This window comes from Aerococcus vaginalis, assembly GCF_053762225.1.
Map to the genome: position 1 here is coordinate 175,626 of NZ_JBSMYC010000002.1, position 21,749 is coordinate 197,374.

At 47.8% G+C, this 21,749-nt stretch carries 20 protein-coding genes and 3 tRNA genes; 21 read left to right on the top strand and 2 right to left on the bottom strand.

Annotated elements, in window-relative coordinates; translation table 11 throughout:
- Positions 1 to 72 precede the first annotated feature (72 nt).
- From ACWOEX_RS03060 to ACWOEX_RS03105, 10 genes are all read left to right on the top strand, one after another.
- The gene (locus tag ACWOEX_RS03060; protein ID WP_455297881.1) at positions 73 to 1,218 is read left to right on the top strand and encodes an exonuclease SbcCD subunit D; all 1,146 of its coding nucleotides are present in this window, start codon (positions 73 to 75) and stop codon (positions 1,216 to 1,218) included.
- Positions 1,218 to 4,268 (top strand): AAA family ATPase, encoded by a 3,051-nt coding sequence (locus tag ACWOEX_RS03065; protein ID WP_455297883.1) that lies wholly within the window; start codon positions 1,218 to 1,220, stop codon positions 4,266 to 4,268. The genes ACWOEX_RS03060 and ACWOEX_RS03065 overlap by 1 nt, the downstream gene beginning before the upstream one ends.
- Positions 4,269 to 4,384: 116 nt before the next feature.
- Positions 4,385 to 4,672, top strand: coding sequence for a PspC domain-containing protein (locus tag ACWOEX_RS03070; protein WP_455297885.1), 288 nt, complete (start codon positions 4,385 to 4,387; stop codon positions 4,670 to 4,672).
- A 3-nt stretch (positions 4,673 to 4,675) separates the two neighbouring features.
- Positions 4,676 to 5,023, top strand: a complete 348-nt coding sequence (locus tag ACWOEX_RS03075) for a phage holin family protein (protein ID WP_455297886.1) — start codon at positions 4,676 to 4,678, stop codon at positions 5,021 to 5,023.
- 126 nt (positions 5,024 to 5,149) lie between these two features.
- Positions 5,150 to 6,112 (top strand): HPr(Ser) kinase/phosphatase, encoded by a 963-nt coding sequence (gene hprK / locus ACWOEX_RS03080; protein WP_455297888.1) that lies wholly within the window; start codon positions 5,150 to 5,152, stop codon positions 6,110 to 6,112.
- A gap of 3 nt (positions 6,113 to 6,115) precedes the next feature.
- A complete protein-coding gene (lgt, locus tag ACWOEX_RS03085; RefSeq protein ID WP_455297890.1) occupies positions 6,116 to 6,949 on the top strand; it encodes a prolipoprotein diacylglyceryl transferase in 834 nt (277 codons plus the stop codon).
- A complete protein-coding gene (locus ACWOEX_RS03090) occupies positions 6,946 to 7,998 on the top strand; it encodes an NAD(P)H-dependent glycerol-3-phosphate dehydrogenase (RefSeq protein ID WP_455297891.1) in 1,053 nt (350 codons plus the stop codon). The genes lgt and ACWOEX_RS03090 overlap by 4 nt, the downstream gene beginning before the upstream one ends.
- Before the next feature lie 4 nt (positions 7,999 to 8,002).
- Positions 8,003 to 8,878: a UTP--glucose-1-phosphate uridylyltransferase GalU gene (gene galU, locus ACWOEX_RS03095; protein WP_455297893.1), complete on the top strand. Its 876-nt coding sequence runs from the start codon at positions 8,003 to 8,005 to the stop codon at positions 8,876 to 8,878.
- A gap of 21 nt (positions 8,879 to 8,899) precedes the next feature.
- Entirely contained in the window at positions 8,900 to 9,841 is a 942-nt protein-coding gene (trxB, locus tag ACWOEX_RS03100) for a thioredoxin-disulfide reductase (RefSeq protein ID WP_455297895.1), read from the top strand.
- 15 nt (positions 9,842 to 9,856) lie between these two features.
- The gene (locus ACWOEX_RS03105; protein WP_455297897.1) at positions 9,857 to 11,578 is read left to right on the top strand and encodes a phospho-sugar mutase; all 1,722 of its coding nucleotides are present in this window, start codon (positions 9,857 to 9,859) and stop codon (positions 11,576 to 11,578) included.
- Positions 11,579 to 11,651: 73 nt separating this feature from the next.
- Here the strand turns inward: ACWOEX_RS03105 and ACWOEX_RS03110 are convergent, their stop codons facing one another.
- Positions 11,652 to 12,815 carry a cyclically-permuted mutarotase family protein gene (locus tag ACWOEX_RS03110; protein ID WP_455297899.1) on the bottom strand — a complete coding sequence of 388 codons (1,164 nt, stop codon included), beginning with the start codon at positions 12,813 to 12,815 and terminating at the stop codon, positions 11,652 to 11,654.
- A gap of 160 nt (positions 12,816 to 12,975) precedes the next feature.
- On the opposite strand from ACWOEX_RS03110, the gene ACWOEX_RS03115 reads away from it, so the two are divergent.
- The 8 genes from ACWOEX_RS03115 (at position 12,976) to whiA (ending at position 18,686) form a co-directional block, all read left to right on the top strand.
- Positions 12,976 to 13,047 (top strand) — tRNA-Gly (locus tag ACWOEX_RS03115).
- Positions 13,048 to 13,053: 6 nt separating this feature from the next.
- Positions 13,054 to 13,127: transfer RNA gene (locus ACWOEX_RS03120), tRNA-Arg, on the top strand.
- Between the two features lie 13 nt (positions 13,128 to 13,140).
- Positions 13,141 to 13,214 (top strand) — tRNA-Pro (locus ACWOEX_RS03125).
- A 133-nt stretch (positions 13,215 to 13,347) separates the two neighbouring features.
- The gene (locus tag ACWOEX_RS03130) at positions 13,348 to 14,457 is read left to right on the top strand and encodes an alpha-hydroxy-acid oxidizing protein (RefSeq protein WP_455297901.1); all 1,110 of its coding nucleotides are present in this window, start codon (positions 13,348 to 13,350) and stop codon (positions 14,455 to 14,457) included.
- Positions 14,458 to 14,615: 158 nt separating this feature from the next.
- Positions 14,616 to 15,722, top strand: coding sequence for an alpha-hydroxy-acid oxidizing protein (locus ACWOEX_RS03135; protein ID WP_455297903.1), 1,107 nt, complete (start codon positions 14,616 to 14,618; stop codon positions 15,720 to 15,722).
- A gap of 144 nt (positions 15,723 to 15,866) precedes the next feature.
- Entirely contained in the window at positions 15,867 to 16,742 is an 876-nt protein-coding gene (gene rapZ / locus ACWOEX_RS03140; RefSeq protein ID WP_455298167.1) for an RNase adapter RapZ, read from the top strand.
- Positions 16,743 to 16,752: 10 nt separating this feature from the next.
- On the top strand, positions 16,753 to 17,754 hold the full coding sequence (locus ACWOEX_RS03145; protein WP_455297905.1) for a gluconeogenesis factor YvcK family protein: 1,002 nt from the start codon (positions 16,753 to 16,755) through the stop codon (positions 17,752 to 17,754).
- Positions 17,751 to 18,686, top strand: coding sequence for a DNA-binding protein WhiA (whiA, locus tag ACWOEX_RS03150; RefSeq protein ID WP_455297907.1), 936 nt, complete (start codon positions 17,751 to 17,753; stop codon positions 18,684 to 18,686). The genes ACWOEX_RS03145 and whiA overlap by 4 nt, the downstream gene beginning before the upstream one ends.
- Before the next feature lie 56 nt (positions 18,687 to 18,742).
- On the opposite strand, the gene ACWOEX_RS03155 is transcribed toward whiA, so the two are convergent.
- Positions 18,743 to 19,102, bottom strand: a complete 360-nt coding sequence (locus ACWOEX_RS03155; RefSeq protein ID WP_455297909.1) for a single-stranded DNA-binding protein — start codon at positions 19,100 to 19,102, stop codon at positions 18,743 to 18,745.
- A gap of 107 nt (positions 19,103 to 19,209) precedes the next feature.
- Between ACWOEX_RS03155 and ACWOEX_RS03160 the strand changes: the two genes are divergently transcribed.
- Genes ACWOEX_RS03160 through ACWOEX_RS03170 form a run of 3 tightly spaced genes read left to right on the top strand, consistent with a single transcriptional unit; the run spans position 19,210 to position 21,748 of the window.
- A complete protein-coding gene (locus ACWOEX_RS03160) occupies positions 19,210 to 19,866 on the top strand; it encodes a VanZ family protein (RefSeq protein WP_455297911.1) in 657 nt (218 codons plus the stop codon).
- Positions 19,863 to 21,050: a class I SAM-dependent rRNA methyltransferase gene (locus tag ACWOEX_RS03165; RefSeq protein WP_455297913.1), complete on the top strand. Its 1,188-nt coding sequence runs from the start codon at positions 19,863 to 19,865 to the stop codon at positions 21,048 to 21,050. Before ACWOEX_RS03160 ends, ACWOEX_RS03165 begins: the two co-directional genes overlap by 4 nt.
- Complete coding sequence (locus tag ACWOEX_RS03170; protein WP_455297915.1) at positions 21,047 to 21,748, top strand: ABC transporter ATP-binding protein; 702 nt, start codon at positions 21,047 to 21,049, stop codon at positions 21,746 to 21,748. Before ACWOEX_RS03165 ends, ACWOEX_RS03170 begins: the two co-directional genes overlap by 4 nt.
- Position 21,749: the final 1 nt, after the last annotated feature.

Below are 21,749 nucleotides of genomic sequence, written 5' to 3' on the forward strand. Positions count from 1 at the left end.
CTCGTGGATAACGTATACTGAGCCTAGATGGTCTGACACTGTCTAGGCCCTTTTTTGACAGGAGGTATCGTGATGAAAATTATACATACAGCCGATTGGCATATCGGTAAACAGCTGAACAATTATTCGCTGCTTGAGGATCAAATTCAAATATTTCACCGCTGGATCGATGAGGTGAAAGAACGACAACCCGATATCGTACTGATCAGTGGCGATCTCTACGATATTTCGCGTCCCGGGCGCGACAGTATTCGTGTCGTGAATGAACTGCTGTCACGGATGGCAACCGAGTGGGATTGGCCAGTGGTAATTATCAACGGTAACCACGATTCCGGTGCGATGGTCGGTTACGGGCAGGACTTTTTCGCGAAACAAGGGATTTATGTGGTTGGGTCACCGAGCGCTGAAGTGTTCAAAATTTCTGTGGGAGATGCGGACATTTATCCACTCGCGTTTGATTATGCGCCGACTTTTAAGAAACTGTACGATGATCCGGAAATTGTGGATATTGTGACGGCGACAGAACGTCAAGTCGCTCAGATCAAAACACAGTGGGATCCTGATAGACAGAATATCTTGCTGTACCACGGTTCTGTCAGTGCAGAGCGCGAGGGTGAGGATCTGGATATTGCGGATGCGCGCCACGCCTTGAGTGTCGGGACGGTCGAATACGTGCCGACCGCAGTGTTTGAAGGTTTCGATTATGTTGCGCTCGGCCACATTCACGGGATGCAGCGTGTCGGAAAGTCGCGCTGTTACTACAGTGGCTCGCCGCTCACTTACTCCAAAAACGAAGCGAAGCAGAACCGACAGAAGGGTTACTTAGAGATCGATATCGATGGCGATGATTTTCAGGTGACTGAACATCCGATTGCGCCGATCCACGCGGTACGCATTGCAGAAGACACCTTAGAAAACCTTCTGCAGGCACCGGTATCTGACGACTATATTTACTTTAATCTCACGGATAAGACATTGCAGTCGCAGGCCATGGCGCGTCTCAAACAACGCTTCCCGAATGCGATGGGCGTTACCTATGTGAAAGAACAGGAGACGGTAGAATACTTTGAAACCACCGATGTCACGCTCAATACGGATGATCCGATGACGTTGATCGCGGAATTTTATCAATACATGATGGATGATCAACCGCTCTCAAACGCACAACAGCGGCTCTTAACGGCTATTTTGACTGAAATTGCAGAGGAGGAAGACTAATGCGTCCACTCAAATTAGAACTCGAAGGTTTCAAATCCTATCTCAATCAAACGACGATCGACTTCACAAAGCTAGATGACGGCGCGCTCTTCCTCATTTCGGGAAAAACGGGTGCCGGAAAAACCACGATTTTTGATGCGATCGTTTATGCACTGTATGGCCAATTGAGCAATGGCAATAAAACGAAAGATGCAATGATGTCCAAGCAGCTTCCTGAGGGCAAGGAATGTTCGGTATCGCTCGACTTTGAAGTGCGCGGTAGATCATATCACGTAATGCGCAGTTTCAAAAATAATAAAAGCCAAACGATGAAAAACGAACTAGTGCTGCCGGATGTGCTCCAACCACTAACAAAAGTGAGCGACATTAACGCAAAGATCACCGAAATTATCGGTCTCGATGCAAATCAGTTTTGTCAGATCGTACTGTTACCACAGGGCGATTTTCAGAAGTTTTTAGTGGCGAATACGAGTGAGCGACTACCGATCCTCCAGAAAATATTTAAAACCGAACGCTATCAACAGATTACGGAAAAGTTAGACGAACGACGTAAAGCGATGGACAGCGATCAAAAAGCAATGACGGAACGATTGGCGGGCTATGCTAGCGATATCTTGAGCTTGGTGCCAACCGGCGATGTGCGCGATCAGTTACTAGATAGCCAGACACGCGAACAGCGTCAGGATTTTATTGATATCACGACTGACTATCAACGAACAGTTCATGAAGAAGTATCAGCACAACGGACAAAATATCAGGAACAGAATACTCAACTCGATCGTTTGAAAGAAATTACCCATCAATTAGCATCACGCGATCAGGCGCAGGCGGTACAGCAAACGTTGGATAAGGGACGTCCAGCTATTGACACGCTGCGCCAAAAAGTGACGCGTTATCAGCAGAGTGAAACGCTCTATCATACGATTCTCGCCAAAGAAGCTAATGCGGAGGCGCAGGACAAACAACAAACGGCACTCGAGGCACTACATGAAGAAAAAGTAACGCTCGACGACAAACGAAAAGCTTTCGAAACGAAGCGAGCAGAATGGCAACCGCAGATTGCACAGTTGCCACAGAAACGCCAACAACAGCAACAATTACAAGAAGAAGCGCGTGATTGGCAGCAGATAAAAACGTTAGAAGACACGCAGACAGCAAATCAAAAGCAGAAGGAAACCTTAGAGACGAAGATCCAATCTGCCCAGCAAGCGTATGATACAGCAGTGACTGAACAGCAAGAAGCCGCTTCGGCGCACGACGTATTTATCTCGAAACAGTTGACCGAAAAAGCGGTACTCGCTGCTGAAAGTAACTATCGCAAGCAGTCAGAACGCTTTCAAGCATCCCAACAGGCGTATGATAAATATCAAAAAATTGTCGACCAACAACACCAACATCAAGCCAAGCTCGCTACTGTCGAAGCATCATTAGCAGAGATCGAACAGACACGCGCCGAGATTGCGATCAGTATTTGTCAGGAGATGTTGGTAGCGTCTGAACCGTGTCCGGTCTGCGGCAACACAACGCATTCACTGTCCAGTCCTTCAAACGATATTGATAATATGGCTTTTGAGACGACGCAGAAGCAATACGAAGCCAAGCTAGCTGAAAAATCCAAACGCGAAACGGAATTGCAGCACGATGCCAAGCAGCTCAAGGATTTATTAGCACAGGTTAACGTCGAGAGTCTCGAAGCCTGGGAGGAAGCGCTCGCGAACGATGAAGCGACGGTCACTGAAGCCAAGCAACAGTGGGACGCGCGCCATCAGCAATTCACTGAAGAACAACAGCAACTCGCTGAAATGACCGAAAAACTTGAGGCGTTGAATCAACAAATCCAACAATTAGACAAAAATCTCACGGGCGACCGCGCGACCTTAGCGGGCCTCATCGACACACAGCAAAAAACGGCTGAGCAGCTAGAGGCACTCTATCAAAAAGTCACGTTCGATGATCAAGCGGCGTGTCAGACGGAACTGCAAAATATCAAAGCAACCATTACCACCTTAGAAGAACAGAAAGAAACCTTAGCGACCGAAGAAAAAGCACAGCATGACGCGGAATTGAACCACAACTATGCGATGGATAAAACGACGAGCGAGATCGAGCGATTGAAAGCTGAACAGACGACGCAAGCGGCAGATATTGAGCGCTCACTCGCTGAACACACAGACTGGACGCTTGCAGCCGTTAAACAGTGGCATGAGGCGTGGACATCCAAAGCGGACGTCGATCGTCGTGAGCAGGAAGTGGCAGATTTCGACGATCGTGACAAGCGCAATCGTGGCGCGTTAGATAATATCGAACAGGCACTCGACAAACTAGAGGTTTCGCGTGAAGCCACGCTCAGCGCTTATCAAAACGATCAGGAAGCATTAACATCTGAACTCAACCAATTGAACAATCAAATCTTAGAAGATTACAGTCGTTATCAACGTATCGACAAACTACTCTCGAAATTGAAGCATGACTATCAAGCGTATGAAACGAATCGAACGGACTACGAAACCGTCAATCAGTTGTGGCAGGTATTGGCCGGTAAAGGCGCAGGCTTAAATATAGCGCTCGAAACGTACGTCTTACGCCGCTACCTCGCCAAAGTGATTGTTCGCTCCAATCAACGTCTCGCGACAATGACGCAGGGACGCTACAGCTTTAAACTGAAGGAATTACAGGCGAAAGGTAATTCATTTGTCGGTCTCGATATGTCGATGATCGACAGCTACAACGGCGAGCGCGACATCTCAACTCTCTCTGGTGGGGAAACGTTCCAAGCTTCAATCGCCTTAGCGCTCGGGCTGAGCGAAGTCATTCAGGAACAAGCGGGAGCTATCGACATGGGCATTCTCTTTATCGACGAAGGGTTCGGTACACTCGATGAGGCAGAAGCACTGCCGATCGCGATTAACACGCTCAGACAGATTCAGCGCGAGAGCGGACGTATTATTGGATTGATTTCCCACGTCCCATCGCTCAAGGAAGCTGCCAGCAAAGAACTCAAAGTCACGCAGCAGATCGACGGTATCAGTTCAGCGACATTTGTGGACTAGATCTTTTAAGAAAAATATAAGTTTAATTGGATAATACCCGTCACGCATGCATTGCGTGCGATTTACTGATACACTAGGGGGTACATTTCCGCCAGTTAATGGCTAAGGAGGAAACTATGAAACGTTCGTCAACCAATCGAAGAATTGCCGGCGTGTTTGGTGGATTGGCTGATTCACTCAATATGAGCGCAACGGTATTGCGCCTCATTGCGTTTATCGTGCTGTTTACACCAATGGCTTTACCGGTCGTTTTCCTGTATTTTGTTTTTGCGTTCTTGTTGCCGGCGGAATCGACAGCTGCCCGTAAGCAAAAGCGTACGACAGTCTACTATACGGGATCACAGGATCATAGCCGCGGCAGACGAACCGCTATTCGCGAAGCAGAACATGTTGAGGATGATTAGACCATGAGGTTTATTTTACAAGTAATTTTGAACGCCTTGATTTTGATGGGGTTGTCAGAGCTCTTCTATCCACACGCCTATATTTCCAATTTCTGGGTGGCGTGTGTACTGGCTGTGATTGTGATGGGATTATTCACTTTCGTCTTGCCGGTATTGAAGATTATTTCGTTCCCAATTCGACTACTGACGTTCGGATTGTTTAGAATCGTATTGAACGGATTCTTATTTATGATCGCGAACTGGATCATGGGACCGGCCGTTTATATGGAGTCGTTCGGTTATATGATGCTTCTGGCGACCTTATACAGTGTGATTCAGTGGGCTTTGCAGCGATTAATTGCGAGCTACTGAATGATGTGCGCGTTACCGTTAACGGTGGCGCGTTTTTTTTGTGTCTGAACAGAGGACACGGTTTCGACTGCGAAAATGTGCTATCATAGTGACAGTAATGTACACAAAATGAAGGAGGCGGATGCGATGATCGGCGGAACAGTGCAAGGCTTAGCTGAAGTACTCGATATGAAAGTGCTCAGTGGTGAAGACTACCTTTACCGAAAAATTGTGACGACAGATATTTCCAGACCGGGATTAGAATTGACGGGTTATTTCAATTACTATCCAGCAGAGCGTGTGCAATTATTCGGGTTGAATGAGCATTCCTACATGGAGACGTTATCGTCTGAAGAACGATTAGAACGAATGCGTGAAATGGCGCAGGAGGAGACACCATGTTTTGTGTTCTCGAGAGAGTTAACACCAGCAGCGGAAGTTTTCCAAGTGGCTGAGGAGATGCACATTCCCATTCTCAGTTCTGCAACAGTGACCACGCAATTGCTGAAAAATATTACGAGTTACCTACAGGAGACGCTCTCACCGCGTCAGACGGAGCACGGCGTATTCGTTGACGTTTACGGGGTAGGTATCTTGATTACAGGTGATAGCGGTATCGGTAAATCAGAAACAGCGCTCGAACTGATCAAACACGGTCACCGTCTCGTGGCGGACGACCGCGTCGATTTCCACAAACGTGATGAACATACCGTGATCGGTAAGGCGCCTGAAATTCTCCGCAACATGATCGAAATTCGCGGACTCGGGATTATCAATGTGTTCACGCTCTTCGGGGCAGGAGCCGTTCGTACCGAACAGCAGTTGAATATGATTGTGAATTTGATTGAATGGGATTCATCCGCCGAATACGATCGCCTCGGTTCAGCTGAGGAAACGATACCGATGTTTGATGTCGCCATTCCACGCGTGACCGTGCCGATTCGCACTGGTCGTAACAGTTCGAATATCGTGGAAGTCGCTGCGATGAACTATCGTGCGAAACGCATGGGGTTCAATTCCGAACAAGAATTTGAAGATCGTCTGACTAATCTCATCGCTCGCAACACCGCAGAAGATGAAGCGGAACGCAGTAGAAAGCAGAGGTCTTAATCGATGTGGCTATTAAACAATCCAGTAGCGTTTAATCTGTTCGGCATTCCCGTGCACTGGTACGGCATTATTATTGCGGTAGCCATGGTGCTTGCGATCGAACTCATTTCACGCGAGTTCAAACGCAAAGACTTTGGCGATGATATCGGTTATGATGCGGCACTCTGGGTTATCCCGATCGGTTTTATCGGCGCTCGTATTTATTACGTCCTGTTTGAATGGGAATACTATTCACAGCATCTCGGTGAAATCATTCAAATTTGGAACGGTGGGATCGCCATTTATGGTGGTGTGATCGCCGGTACGCTAGCGATGTTACTCTATGCCAAACGTAAAAAATTCCCGTTCTTCCTATTGACGGATGTAGCGACGCCTTATTTACTCATGGCGCAGGGGATCGGTCGTTGGGGAAACTTCGTCAATCAAGAAGCACACGGTGGCCCGGTCAGTCAGGATTTCTTGAGTAATACATTGCATTTGCCACAGTTCATTGTGGATAATATGCAAATCGATGGCACCTACTACCATCCGACCTTCCTGTACGAATCATTATGGAATTTCCTAGGTGTGGTGTTACTCTTACTGGTAAGACACAAGAAACAGGACCTGAAACTCGGCGAAACGACATTCCTGTATCTGATCTGGTACGCATTCGGTCGGTTCTTCATCGAAGGATTGCGCACGGATAGCTTGTATTGGGGACCGATTCGTGTCTCCCAGGCACTCTCGATGGTGCTGTTTGTGGCAGGTATCGCCTTAATTATCTGGCGTCGCTATCAGTATCCAGAAATGCCAGATTACGCCGATGTGAAAGGAACGAAGGAGGGTTCACGATGAACAAAAAAGTAGCCGTACTCGGTGCCGGTTCGTGGGGAAGTACCTTAGCGAACGTTCTCGGCGAACACGGGTACGATGTGCGTTTGTGGACGCATCATCCAGAACATGCCGAAGAATTACAGAACCAGCGGACGAACACGCGCTATCTCGATGACTTCACGGTCGATGAACATGTTACCGCTACGTCTGATCTTGCGGTCACCTTAGCGGATGTTACAGGCATTCTGTTTGTGATTCCAACAAAAGGGATGCGCGATGTGTCCAAACAAGTTGTCGAACAGCTCAAAGCGTTCGAAGCAGCTGGACAAACGATTGGTGAACCGCTGATCGTCCATGCCTCAAAAGGACTCGAACCAGGGACGCACAAACGAATCAGTGAAATCTTGACAGAAGTTTTTGCGGACGTACCGCATCAAGGACCTGTCGCCTTATCTGGCCCGAGCCATGCCGAAGAAGTCGCCAAACGCCATGCGACGGCTGTGACAGCGGCTTGTGAAGATACGGACGCCTCCTGTCGCGTTCAAGATCTGTTCGCTACTGACTATTTCCGTGTTTACACGTCATCAGATATTGTCGGAGTCGAACTCGGCGGTGCGTTGAAAAATATTATCGCGCTCGGGGCCGGTGCTGTGGATGGGCTCGAACTCGGTGTTAACACCAAAGCAATCTTAATCACGCGCGGACTCGCTGAAATCACGCGTCTCGGGGTAAAACTCGGCGCGGATCCAGTCACTTTCAGCGGACTCAGCGGGGTCGGTGACCTTTTCGTGACCGCGAACAGTGAATTGTCCAGAAACTGGCAGGCGGGGCATGCGATCGGTCAAGGCAAAAGTGTCGAGGAAACGATCGATAGCATGAATCAGGTTGTTGAAGGGGTATCGACGGCTGTCGTCACTGCCAAATTAGCGAAAGAACTCGGTGTCGAAATGCCGATCACGGAAGCGATGGCCGATGTGATTAATGGCAAATTATCCATTAGCGATGCTTTGAAAATCTTGATGGGACGCACACAGAAACCGGAATTTTACGGTATCCAATCGGAGGATTAAACATATGAAAAACAAAGTCACCAAAGCGATTATTCCAGCCGCTGGGTTCGGAACGCGTTTCCTGCCAGCGACCAAAGCGATGGCGAAAGAAATGCTGCCGATTGTGGATCGCCCGACCATCCAATTTATTGTGGATGAAGCGACCAAGTCTGGCATTGAGGATATTCTGATTATTATTGGAAAAAGCAAACATCCGATCGAGGACTACTTCGACGCGAATACCGAACTCGAAGATTTCCTCGTTCAAAAGGAACGTCCCGATCTATTGCATCTCGTGAACGACAGTATCCGTTTGAACATCTACTTTAAACGTCAGCCCTATCCAAATGGCTTGGGTGACGCGGTCTTACAAGGGCGTGCCTTTGTCGGCGATGAACCGTTCGTCGTCATGCTCGGCGATGACTTGATGGTTGATGAAACGCCGCTCACGAAGCAGTTGATCGACAGCTATCAGGAAACACACGCGTCGACATTGGCCGTCATGCCCGTGCCAGAATCAGAAACTAACAAGTACGGCGTGATTGATCCAGAAGGGGAATATCTCGATGGCTTATATCACGTGAAGCACTTTGTCGAAAAACCGAAACCGGAAGAGGCGCCGAGCAATTTAGCGATTATCGGTCGTTACTTGCTAACGCCGGAGATTTTTGATCTATTGGAAACACAGGAACCGGGCGCTGGGAATGAAATCCAGTTGACCGATGCGATCGATCGTTTGAACCAAACGCAGCGTGTCTTTGCGAAACGTTTTGATGGTTCACGTTACGACGTCGGCAATAAACTCGGTTACATGGAAACGGTGATCGACTACGGGTTAGCGCATCCCGATATCAAAGATGATCTAAAAGCGTATTTATTAGATTTAGAGAACACATTGTAGACAAGAGTGAGGGGTTTATTTTTGGTTGAAGAAGTAAAATCATATGATGTTGTAGTAATCGGTAGTGGTCCGGCAGGTTTGACGGCAGCACTGTACGCGTCTCGCGCTAACTTAACAACAGCTGTCTTAGATCTCGGTGCACCAGGTGGGGAATTGATGAATACCGCTGAGGTAGAAAACTACCCAGGTTTCCAGAAAATTTCCGGTGCTGACCTCGGAATGGCAATGTACGAAAGCGCGATGCAATTCGGTGCCGAACACATTTATGGGAATGTTTCTGGTATCGAAAATCATGCCGAAGAAGGCTACCACATTGTTAAAACCGACAATGCCGACTACAAAGCCAAATCAGTCATTATTGCGACAGGTTCTACGCACCGCAATTTAGGTGTGACTGGCGAAGAAGAATACCAAGGTCGCGGCGTCAGCTACTGTGCGGTGTGTGATGGTGCATTCTTCAAAGACAAAAACATCGTCGTTGTCGGCGGTGGTGACGCTGCGGTTGAAGAAGGAAGCTTCCTTTCCCAAATGGCAGCACACGTGAACGTGATTCATCGTCGTGATCAACTACGTGCGCAGAAAATCTTGCAGGAACGTGCCTTTGCGAACGAAAAAATGTCCTTTACTTGGGATACCGTTGTCGAAGAAGTTAAAGGTGACGGCCAAAAAGTGACCGGCGTGGTAACTAGAAACACGAAGACTGGCGAAAAGACCGAAGTACAAGCAGACGGTGTCTTCGTATACGTTGGTTTATTACCAAACACGAAACCGTTCATGGACTTAGGTATCACAGACGAAAAAGGCTGGATCAAAGCCGATGACGCGATGGCAACGAGTGTGCCAGGAATCTACGTTGCAGGTGACGTGCGTCAGAAACACTTGCGTCAGATTTCAACAGCAGTCGGTGATGGTGGTATCGCCGGACAGAGCGTATACGATTACGTGACTTCTCTAGAAGATTAAGCGGAGGCAAAATGAATGAATTGGAAAGACACTTACGAGACTTGGAAAAACTTTGATGGCCTAAATGCTGATCTAAAAAATGAATTAGCTGAATTAGCGGATGATAAGGACGCATTGGAAGATGCGTTCTATCAACGTATCGCATTCGGTACGGCCGGGATGCGCGGGTTAATGGGCCCAGGGATTAACCGTTTGAACATCTATACCGTGCGTCTAGTCACTGAAGGATTGGCGCAGTTAATCGCTGAACAGGGCGACAGTGCGAAGCAACAAGGCGTCGTAATCGCCTATGATGGTCGTTACCACTCGCGTGAATTCGCGGAAGAATCCGTTCGTGTGCTCGGTCATCACGGCATCAAGACGTACTTATTCGAAGATGTACGTCCGACACCAGAACTATCCTTTGCAGTACGTGAGCTCGAAACAGCAGCGGGTATTATGATTACCGCGAGCCATAACACGAAGGAATATAACGGCTACAAAGTTTACGGTGCTGATGGTGGGCAGATGACGCCGGAAGCTGCCGCAAAACTCACCGGCTTCGTGGAAGATGTGGAACCATTGAACGTTGAAGTGGCCGACTTTGAAGCGTTGCTTGCTGACGGTCTTTCCAAAATTATCGGTGAAGACGTTGACCAGCCATACTTGAAGGAGGTGGATACCGTAACGATCGACCCTGAGCTGATCAAGGAAACAGCAGACGACGTGACGATCGTATACACACCACTCCAAGGAACGGGGCAGTTGCTTGCAGAACAAGCGTTTGAACGTGCCGGTTTCAAGCAGATGGTCTATATTCCAGAACAGCGCGAACCGAACGCGGCATTCAATACGCTGAAGTCACCAAACCCAGAAGAGGAAAGTGCCTTCGATTATGCCATCAAATACGGCAAAGAAACCAATGCAGATGTTTTGATTGCAACCGACCCAGACGCCGATCGTATGGGCGTTTGCGTTAGAACGCCGGACGGTGAATACCGTATTTTGACGGGAAACCAGATCGGTGCGTTGTTGACGAAATATATCTTAGAAGCGCACAAACAGGCGAATGATTTACCAGAAAATGCAACGATCGTGAAGTCAATCGTGTCGAGCGATCTTCCAGCGAAAATTGCAGAGCACTACAGCGTTGACACAGTAAACACGTTGACTGGTTTCAAATTCATCGCTGAACAGATTAAGCAGTACGAAGCCGATCATTCACGCACATTCATGTTTGGCTTTGAAGAAAGCTACGGCTTCTTGATTCAACCGTTCGTTCGTGATAAAGATGCGGTTCAGACGGCTGTATTGTTTGCGGAATTGACTGCTTTCTACAAGAAACAGGGCAAGACACCGTATGACGGGTTAGAAGAAATCTTTGAAATGTACGGTCACTTCTACGAGAAGACGGTTTCTCTGACACGTTCAGGTCAGAGTGGTCAGGCTGAAATTCAAAAGATCATGACAGCCTTGCGCGACAACACACCAAAAGCGTTGGCAGACGTTGAAGTGACGACTGTTGAAGATTACCTCAATACTACCCGTACCTTCGCAGACGGTCGTGATGAAGAAATTGCGATCGATCGTGCTGACGTTCTGAAATTCTACCTCGCAGACGGTGCATGGTTAGCCGTGCGTCCGAGTGGAACCGAACCGAAAATCAAATTCTACGTCAGCGCACAGGCGGATAGCGATGACGCTGCTGTCGAAAAAGCAGATGCCTATCTCGATGCCTTGAATAACACCATTGGCTAATAAAAATTAAACCAAATAAAAAACGGTGTACCTCTAAACGGTGCGCCGTTTTTGTGTGCGTCAGATATACAGATTAGCCCTCAATCTCACCCGAGTAGATGCGGTTCGTACGCGTTCCCGGTTTCACTTCACCATTGATGGAGAAGATGTTGTCGTCATCGAGCAATAACGCCTGGCCACACGGTGCGTCGAATGGAATTTCGCCCATCGCACGCCAGCTGTTGTCTTTAGCGTTGTAGATCAGGATCTTCGTATTCCAGTTGAATGCTTTCGGATCACGGTTGAAGTAATCATCCTTGTACGCTTGGAGCTCATCGCCTTCGAGTTCGCCCATCTGTTTATTCGCTTCGTCGTAGATCGCTTTGTTGAAGCCGCCGATCACCAACATCTCATCGTCATCGAGTTTGACCGATTGACCACCGAGCAGGGAAATATTTTCGCCGTCGATCGCAACGTCTGCGACTGCGGTCCATTCATCTGCCGTTGGGTCGTAAGCATAGCCATCCGTGTAGGCTTCCTGATCACCACCGCTGAAGATGTAGAATTTGCCGTCGAGGTATTCATAAACGGCCTGTTTACGTGGTGTGTCACCTGGTAAATCAGCTTTCTCTTCAATTTTTTTCGTTTCGAGATTAACGGCGTAGAATTTATTGCTGGCTTCGCCATCCTGCGCACCGAGTCCGAAGTAGAGGGTGTTATCGTCTTTGAACGCAACGCCATCTTGAATCGCGAATGGGAGATCCATGACGGTTTCAGCACTCACATTACCGTCAGAGTCAGCAGTAATCAATGAGATGCGTTTCGCATAGGCGTCATCGGGACTGCCACCGATATAGTAGATGCCTTCATCAGATGTGACAGACATGCCGTATGCAAGATCAAAATCTAACGTATTGTGCGCCACAGGTTTCAAATGCCCATCGACATTTTGGTAGCTGTAGACGTCCGGATAAAAAGCTTTCTCACCATTCTCTGCAGGGGAGCCATCTGGGAAGTTGGCACCACCACCGACAATGAGGTAGCCGTTCGATTCACCGTACATTAACCCGGCTGTCCCAATATTTTCGTTCTGTCCTTCTTGCGGCTCCACGCGACCATCGAGTGTCCAGCGAATGGCAGGCGCGTCACCTACAATTTCCGTATTCGCTTCTTGCGAGGAATCAACCGTCTGATTCTGACAACCGACGAGCAATAGTGTCAATGCGGTTAGACTCATTAACCACCAGCGTTTTCTCATATTATTCAACTCCTTAAGTGATTGATTAGTTTTATTGTAATCGTTTTCTATAGATTTCTAAAGTGATTTGAATTTTTTTGTGATTTTTTAACAAAAGTGTTGACAAATACATCTAAAGGGAGTAGATTATATAAGTCGATAACATTTATATATCACTGATGCGGAAATAGTTCAGCGGTAGAACATCACCTTGCCAAGGTGGGGGTCGCGGGTTCGAATCCCGTTTTCCGCTTCATATGCGCCCATGGCTCAACTGGATAGAGTACTTGACTACGAATCAAGCGGTTGCAGGTTCGAATCCTGCTGGGCGCATTTTTTATTTGAACGGGAAATAGCTCAGTTTGGTAGAGCACTACGTTCGGGACGTAGGGGTCGTCGGTTCAAATCCGGTTTTCCCGATTTTGGGAAGCGGGTTTGAACCGCTTTTTTTATACTCTCAATTCTGACTGATAAGTGCCAAGAGAAGATTTGTTTGTGAAAATGTGTTAGTATACTAATTAAGTAATAACAATCAGTAAATGAGGTGGACAACATGGCAAACGTTCCTTACAACGCATCGACGATCGAAGGCGGTGCCCAATTTATTAATATTGATGACCTAGAGCAGCAAGCTAAAGCACTTCTGCCAGTTGGCGGTTACGGCTATATTTCGAGTGGTGCGGGTGATTTATGGACACTCGAACAGAATGTGAAGGCGTTTGATCATAAATTGATTCCGTTACGTGTGTTGCAGAATGTGAAAAATCCCGACACGAAGACGAAAATTTTCGACACGGAAATTGATGTGCCAATCATCACCGCACCGATGGCTTCTCATCGTTTGGCACATGAACGCGGGGAGTTAGTCACATCGCGCGGTACGGCCAATTCAGGCACGATCTATACGCTCGGTTCCTACTCTTCCTACGATATCGATGAGGTCCGTGAATCAATGGGTGCAGATGCACCGTTCTGGTTCCAATTCTATATGCGTGAGGACAAAGACTTGAACAAAGCCATCCTCGACCGTGTGATGAGCTACGGTGCCAAGGCGATTGCGTTGACAGCTGATGCGACGATCGGTGGAAACCGCGAGATGGATCAGCGCACGGGGTTTGTTTTCCCATTCGGTCAGCCGATTATGGAATACCACAGCAAAGGCAATAATGACGGTAGCTATGAAGGCTACCACCAATCCAAACAGGATCTCTCACCAGAAGACGTCCAGTTTATCGCCGAATATACCGGTCTCCCCGTCTTTGTCAAAGGGGTGCAAACCGCAGAAGACGCTGAATTATCCATTCAAGCGGGAGCTGGTGGGATCTGGGTCTCCAACCACGGTGGTCGTCAGCTCGACGCTGGCGTCGCTTCATTCGATGCTCTTCAGGAAGTCGCTGCTACTGTCGATAAGCGCGTACCTGTGATTTTCGACTCCGGTATCCGTCGTGGTACACACGTTTTTAAAGCCTTGGCTTCCGGTGCAGACCTCGTCGCAATCGGCCGTCCGCTCCTCTACGGGGCTGCCGCTGGTGGTGAGCGCGGTGTTGAACAGGTTTACGAATTCTTCAAGATGGAACTCGAAAAAACCATGCAGCTGGCTGGTGCGCAAACGGTTGAAGATATTAAGAACACTGAACTGCGTGATTATCCATGGGGAAAATGATATTAATGAATCGTTACAGACAATGATTCGTTAAAGATGAATATTGTTGGTTTTCACATAGTAAGAAAATGTTTACATCCTTTATTTTATCGTATATTCTTGAGACATAAGTATGTTAAAATACACAAGAATTTAGAAAAGAAAGGGCATACATAACTATGACTGAAAACTACAATGCACCATGCACAGAAGGCGGCGTGAATTTCGTTAACTTATTCGACCTCGAGGAACAGGCAAAGGCAGTCATCCCAACTGGTGGCTACGGCTATATTTCGAGCGGTGCGGGTGATCTGTGGACGCTCGAACACAACATTAAATCGTTCAACCACAAAATGATCCCATCGCGCGTCCTACAAGACGTTGAGAATCCAGACACTTCAACAGAAATGTTCGGTGATAAAATCGATATTCCGATGATTATGGCACCGATCGCTGCACATAAATTAGCGCACGAACGCGGCGAATTAGATAGCGCAAAAGGGGTGGCGAATGCGAATACGATCTATACCATCAGCTCCTACTCATCCTACAACTTGGATGAAGTGCGCGAATCCATGGGGGCAGGAGCACCGCTTTGGTTCCAGTTCTATATGAGTAAGGACAACGCGATTAACCGTGACATGATGGACGCCGTCAAAGCGAGTGGCGCTAAGGCGATTGTATTGACGGCCGATGCGACAGTCGGTGGTAACCGCGAAATGGACCAGCGTACGGGCTTTGTTTTCCCAGTCGGCATGCCGATCGTTGAACAATATATCGATGGTGTCGGCATGAACATGGATGCCGTTTACGGTTCCTCCAAACAAAAATTGTCCCCCGACGATGTGAAGTTCATCGCTGACTACAGCGGGCTTCCTGTCTTTGTCAAAGGGGTACAGACAGCTGAAGATGCGGATCTCTCAATCGAAGCGGGGGCTGGTGGAATCTGGGTATCTAACCACGGTGGTCGTCAAATCGATGCCGGTCGTCCGGCGTTTGATTCGCTTGTCGAAGTCGCTAAAGGCGTTGACAAGCGCGTGCCGGTTGTTTTCGACTCCGGTGTGCGTCGCGGCACACACGTCTTTAAAGCCCTAGCAGCGGGTGCGGATCTCGTGGCAGTTGGTCGTCCCGTGCTTTACGGTTTAGCTACAGGTGGTGCACGCGGTGTTGAACAGGTCTTTGAATTCCTTAAGAAAGAATTAGTTAAAACGATGCAATTGGCAGGAACGCAGACCATCGCAGACGTTAAAAACACCACGCTCTACGATTATCCATGGGGTGACTAATTTTAGTCTTTGAACACCGAGCGATAATCGTGTAAAATAGATCATAGAATTAGACATCGAAAAAGTCTCTCTCATGCTGACATGGGAGGGATTTTTTGAGTAATCAGAAGCATTGGAGTGCGTGAACGGAGGGTTCGAACGATGTTGCCAGATCACAATCAATTAATGATTATTACCGGGATGTCCGGTGCCGGTAAGACAATTGCGATGCAGAGTTTCGAAGATATGGGGTACTTCTGTGTCGATAATATGCCGCCGTCTCTAATGAGTAAGTTTTTTGAATTAATCAATCGCTCGTCAGATATTAGTAAAATCTGTCTCGCCGTCGATTTGCGTTCAGGACAGTTCTTCGATCATGTGACCGATGCCTTAGCAAAGAATGAAATCGACAGTAGCTGGGAGATGCATGTCGTTTTCCTTGAAGCGAGCGATGCCGCATTGGTTCGCCGTTACAAGGAAACACGTCGTAACCATCCGCTCAGTAACGATGGGCTCAGTACGCTCGATGCGATTCAGTTAGAACGCCAACGTTTGATGCCAATTCGTTCTCTATCTGATGAGATTGTGGATACGGGGAATCTCAGACCGCGCGAACTGCGTGAACTGTTGATGCACCAATTCAACGGTGATTCGACCAAGGGCTTCACCATTGAAACGGTATCGTTCGGTTTCAAATACGGGATTCCGATCGATTCCGATATCGTCATGGACGTACGTTTCTTGCCGAACCCACACTATGACAACGAATTGCGTCCGAAGACAGGACTTGATCAGGCCGTTTCCGACTATGTCACTGAAAAAGAGGAAACACAGATCTTTATGGATAAATTCCTCGATATGTTGGATTACACGGTACCAATGTATGGAGCAGAAGGCAAATCATCCCTAACAATTGCGATCGGTTGTACGGGCGGGCGTCATCGTTCGGTTGCGTTGATCGAAAAAACAGCGCAACACTTGAGCAAGAAATTCGACTATCCAGTGCACGTCAAACATCGTGATATCGATCGCACATTATAGGAGAACAATCATGACAAAAGAAGCAAAACCAAAAATTACGGTGATCGGTGGTGGGACAGGTCTCCCAATCCTCCTCTCCGGATTAAAAGCGGATAATTGGGATATCACCGCCATCGTCACGGTTGCGGATGATGGTGGGAGTAGCGGAACGATTCGTACCGCATTGAATACGATCCCACCTGGAGATATCCGCAACTGTATCGTGGCGTTGTCCGATACGAGCCAGACCTATAAAGATGTTTTCCAATATCGTTTTGCGCCGAAGGATAATCAATTCTCTGGGCACGCGGTAGGGAACTTGATCATTGCGGCACTCGCTGAACGCCGCGATATCCACAAGGCGTTACAGTTGGTTTCCGTATCGATGAACGTGCAGGGCAAAGTGCTCCCCGTATCGGAAACACCACTGATCTTACAGGCACACTGTTTGGACGGTACGGTTATCGAAGGTGAAACAGCGATTGTCGCCGCCAACCGTCCGATCGACTACGTGACCACGCACCGTGTCGGCGATGAAGCGGGTGAGATGCCCGTTTACGCCGGACGTCAGGTTGTGAAATCGATCAAGGAAGCGGACGTTTTAGTATTGGGGCCGGGTTCCTTATACACGTCGATTTTGCCGAATTTAACCATTCAGGAAGTGCGCGATGCGATCGATGAGACGGATGCCACGGTGGTTTACGTCTGCAATATCATGACGCAGGTCGGCGAAACCGAGCATTTCAGCGATCTCGATCACTTAGAAGCCATCAACAAACATCTTGGCAAACACAAGGTCGATGTCATGCTGATTAACGACAGTATCGTCCCAGAGAGCTATATCGAAGAAAACGAAATACAAGATTATTTGATTCAGGTCACACACGATGATGCAGGACTCACCGAACAGGAAACCTCCGCGATCTTCGCTGCTGACTTATTGGATCTCAAAGAGAGTGGCGTCTACCATAACCAACGCAAATTGGTTGGTGCCATTCGCCAAATTTATGAGGAAGGTGGATCGATAGCGTGAGTTCTTTTGCGAGTGAAGTCAAAAAAGAATTAACCGCAGTCGCCGTCTCACCCAAAGAAGCACGTGCCGAATTGATTGCGATGGTGCATATGAACGGCATCATTTCATTGAGTAGTGAGCGCGTGACGTTGGATATTCAAACCGAAAATGCTGCCATTGCGCGCCGCATTTATCAGGCGTTCAAAACCGTCTATCTGATTGCGCCGGATATTATTGTGCGCCGTAAGATGAAGCTGAAGAAAAATAATGTCTACGTCGTTCGGGTGAAGAGCGGCGTGGAAGGCATATTGAGTGATATGGGATTAAATATCTTCGGTATGATGGATGATGCCACGATAGAAAAGATTCATCGCTCTGAAGCGACTATGCGCGCGTACTTGCGCGGGGCCTTCATGGCAGGTGGTTCCGTCAATAATCCGGAGACGAGTTCCTATCATTTAGAAATTTACTCACTGCAGGAAAACAATCACTTGATTCTGCAGGCGATGATGCAGCCGTTCGGACTCAATGTGCGCACCGCAGCACGTCGCAATGGCCACTTTATTTATCTGAAGGAGGCCGATAAAATTTCTGATTTTCTCGCATTGATCGGTGCCAACCAGTCAATCTTGAGGTTCGAAAATGTTCGTGTAACGCGCGATATGCGTAATTCCGTCAATCGTCGCGTCAACTGTGAGAGTGCGAATCTAAATAAAACCGTGAATGCGGCTTTGCAACAGATCGAAAACATTCAGTTAATCCAAAACACGGTTGGGCTGGAACAGCTATCACCGAAACTGCAGGATGTCGCTCGTATGCGTATGGACAATCCGGATCTGAGCTTAAAACAGATTGGTGAACGCTTGCCGGATGGACCGGTATCCAAATCTGGAGTTAACCATCGCCTCCGAAAGATTAATGCGATGGCCGAAAAAATCAGACAAGTGAATTAAATAAAAAGCACGCAATCTCTGCTGCTCATTGAGAAAGACAGAGAGCGTGCTTTTTCTTAATTTAAGGTCACATGGACGTTTGGAATCTCGTCCATCACGTTCGTCTTCTTCTTCCGTAAGAAAGTCACGCGATCGACAATGACTTCGATCGAATAGACGGTGTTGCCATCCTTTGCGGTGTATTGACTGCTTGAGAGATGACCGACGATGGCGAGTTCATCGCCTTTTGTGAGATAGCGCTGCATATGTTCTGCCGTTTTATTGAATGCTACAATCGGAATAAAATCCGCCTGTTGCTTCTGCTTGCCCGTGCGGCGATTGATCGCTACCGTATTGCGCAAATAACATTTACCGTGATCCGTCGTTTTCAGTTCGATATCGCGACATAAACGACCGATTAATTCAACTTGATTCATACTCATTCTCCTTTCATTCATTAAATACGGAGAAAGTTTTAGAATGTGGTTTAGATAGTTGATAAAAACACAAGATATTGATTAAATCTTTAAGAAAGACAAAATAAATGAGGAATGACCCAACGATGCTGTTCTTAGGACCGCTCGAAAAATTATTGGAATATCTATTGATGAATCGAATCAATCACTTTCCACTGATTCGATTGATTGTATTTAGTTTGGACAAGGTGATCTTGTACTTCGTACCGTTTCTACTGTTATTGTGGGGCTATGCGAAGTTAAGAGAAAAGATGGGAGATCCGATTCGACAGAAACAACGGCCCATCGCACTCACCGTGTTCGTCTTTTATTTCCTATTACTGATTCATCTGACCGTCCTGCGTTATGACTGGCAGTGGTGGTCACTCACATTAGACACGACGCGAAACTTCAGTCGCATTCATCTACTGCCACTAGTCGATACATTTAAATTGGAAAATGGTGATTCCGTCTTTTCCTTCTGGTACAACTTCTTCGGGAATGTGATTTGGTTCATCCCATTCGGCTTTATCGTCCCGTATCTTCGTCGTGGTAAGCGCCAATTCTTTGAAATCGTGTTGGCCGGTGCGGCGACGAGCATTGCGATTGAAACCGGCCAATATTTCCTAGGCACTGGGGTGACACATATCGACGATGTGATTTTCAACGTATCGGGCGTCGTGATCGGTTATTTACTTTATGACATTTCTAGATGGCTCTACCATAGAACGAGGAGGGTGGCATGAAAACCATACAAGTCAAATCAAAACTTACAAAACAGCTCAAAGATGGCCGTCAGTTGATTATGGCTGATGACTTGAAACAGCCAATTGACGGTAAGACGGGTGAACGTGTCCGTGTGAACGGAAACGATGGCCAGTTCATCGGTATGGCGTACCTCGGTAAACAACATAAAGGCATCGGCTGGCTCTACAGTCGTATTGAGGATCAACCGCTCGACGCGAAGTTGATGACAGAGAAATTAACTGTAGCGAAACAAAAGCGTCAAGCACTGATGAATGACCCGCTGACCACTGGTTATCGAATTTTCAACGGGGATGGTGACGGACTGGGCGGCTTATTGCTCGACTGGTACGACGGCTATATCGTCTCGCAGTGGTATTCAGAAGGTATCGCAACCTATCGTGACGTCATCCTTCAAGCCGTCAAAAACGTCTATCCTGAGTGTCAGGGCGTTGTTGCCAAAAATCGTTTTAAGCAGTCGGATTATCCAGCAAGTGAATGGATCGCAGGGACACCTGCACCGACAGATTGGCCGATTTTGGAGAATGGCATCAACTATATGACGCACCTCGATGAAGGCTGGATGACCGGAATCTTCTTCGATCAGCGTGATGTGCGTGGCTTCGTGATGGACCAGCTCGCAATCGGCAAACGTGTGCTGAATACGTTCAGTTATGCGGGCGCTTTTTCGATTGCGGCGGCGATGGGTGGCGCAACAGAAACCATCAGTGTTGATATTGCACAGCGGACCCGCGAGTTATTCGATGAACAGCTCGCTTTGAACCACCTTCCCGAAGAGGCGCATCGTGTCTATATGATGGATACGTTCAATTACTTGGATTATGCGGCGCGTCACGATGAGGTGTTCGACGTGATTATTATGGATCCGCCGAGTTTCGCACGCTCCAAGAAATCATACTTCAAGGTGACGGAACATTATCCGGCCTTGATCGAAAAAGCATTACCGCTCCTGTCTAACGGTGGACGTTTGATTGCGAGTACGAATGCGGCGAATTTCAGTCGCTTGGATTACCGCAAAGCTTTGGAACAGGGGATCAAAGCCTCGGGATGCCAAGCAACGTTGCAGGAGGAATTCCGCCTGCCATTCGATTTTCCCGTGCCAAAACATTCGCCAGAAAGTGATTATCTCAAAGTGATTGTACTAGAAAAGAAGGGTGAGTCTTGAGTTATATTGAACTAACAGATGTCACAAAACGCTACGGTGAGGGCGAGACCGCCGTCTATGCGAACGATCATATTTCCTTTGCTGTGGAACAAGGACAATTCGTCGTGATTCTCGGACCGTCCGGCGCTGGTAAATCGACACTGCTTGATATTTTGGGCGGCATGGATCGGCCAACGAGTGGTGCAGTTGTCGTTGATGGCAAGGATATTGCGAAACTTTCTGATCGTGAACTGACAACATTCAGACGTGAATCGGTCGGTTTCGTTTTCCAGTTTTATAACCTCATTCCAAACCTCTCTGCAGAGGAAAATATTGAGATGAGCGAGCAAATCGCAGGTGAAAAGGATCGGCGTGATGATATTTTCGATGTGGTTGGGCTTTCTGATAAGCGCAACGCCTTCCCTGCTGAATTATCGGGTGGGGAACAACAGCGCGTATCGATTGCACGTGCGATCGCGAAACAGCCGAAACTCCTCCTCTGCGATGAGCCGACTGGAGCGTTGGATAGTGTATCCGGTAAGCAGATTATTAGCTTACTGCTGGAACAATCCAGGACGTACGGCCGCACAGTGCTCGTGATTACACACGATCAGCGGATCGCGGAACTCGCGGATTTAGTCATCGAAATTCATAACGGTAAGGTTGCGAAAGCGACAGAACAACTGAATGCGAAACAAGTCGAAGAGATTGTGTGGTAGT

What these genes read in the sequence shown, in the direction of transcription:
- hprK (WP_455297888.1), top strand. Translation starts at nt 5,150, where the DNA reads ATGATCGGCGGAACAGTGCAAGGCTTAGCTGAAGTACTCGATATGAAA.
- ACWOEX_RS03070 (WP_455297885.1), top strand. Translation starts at nt 4,385, where the DNA reads ATGAAACGTTCGTCAACCAATCGAAGAATTGCCGGCGTGTTTGGTGGA.
- ACWOEX_RS03110 (WP_455297899.1), bottom strand. Translation starts at nt 12,815, where the DNA reads ATGAGAAAACGCTGGTGGTTAATGAGTCTAACCGCATTGACACTATTG.
- ACWOEX_RS03145 (WP_455297905.1), top strand. Translation starts at nt 16,753, where the DNA reads ATGACAAAAGAAGCAAAACCAAAAATTACGGTGATCGGTGGTGGGACA.
- ACWOEX_RS03155 (WP_455297909.1), bottom strand. Translation starts at nt 19,102, where the DNA reads ATGAATCAAGTTGAATTAATCGGTCGTTTATGTCGCGATATCGAACTG.
- ACWOEX_RS03065 (WP_455297883.1), top strand. Translation starts at nt 1,218, where the DNA reads ATGCGTCCACTCAAATTAGAACTCGAAGGTTTCAAATCCTATCTCAAT.
- ACWOEX_RS03105 (WP_455297897.1), top strand. Translation starts at nt 9,857, where the DNA reads ATGAATTGGAAAGACACTTACGAGACTTGGAAAAACTTTGATGGCCTA.
- ACWOEX_RS03090 (WP_455297891.1), top strand. Translation starts at nt 6,946, where the DNA reads ATGAACAAAAAAGTAGCCGTACTCGGTGCCGGTTCGTGGGGAAGTACC.
- galU (WP_455297893.1), top strand. Translation starts at nt 8,003, where the DNA reads ATGAAAAACAAAGTCACCAAAGCGATTATTCCAGCCGCTGGGTTCGGA.
- ACWOEX_RS03060 (WP_455297881.1), top strand. Translation starts at nt 73, where the DNA reads ATGAAAATTATACATACAGCCGATTGGCATATCGGTAAACAGCTGAAC.
- ACWOEX_RS03135 (WP_455297903.1), top strand. Translation starts at nt 14,616, where the DNA reads ATGACTGAAAACTACAATGCACCATGCACAGAAGGCGGCGTGAATTTC.
- ACWOEX_RS03075 (WP_455297886.1), top strand. Translation starts at nt 4,676, where the DNA reads ATGAGGTTTATTTTACAAGTAATTTTGAACGCCTTGATTTTGATGGGG.
- ACWOEX_RS03160 (WP_455297911.1), top strand. Translation starts at nt 19,210, where the DNA reads ATGAGGAATGACCCAACGATGCTGTTCTTAGGACCGCTCGAAAAATTA.
- ACWOEX_RS03130 (WP_455297901.1), top strand. Translation starts at nt 13,348, where the DNA reads ATGGCAAACGTTCCTTACAACGCATCGACGATCGAAGGCGGTGCCCAA.
- lgt (WP_455297890.1), top strand. Translation starts at nt 6,116, where the DNA reads ATGTGGCTATTAAACAATCCAGTAGCGTTTAATCTGTTCGGCATTCCC.
- ACWOEX_RS03165 (WP_455297913.1), top strand. Translation starts at nt 19,863, where the DNA reads ATGAAAACCATACAAGTCAAATCAAAACTTACAAAACAGCTCAAAGAT.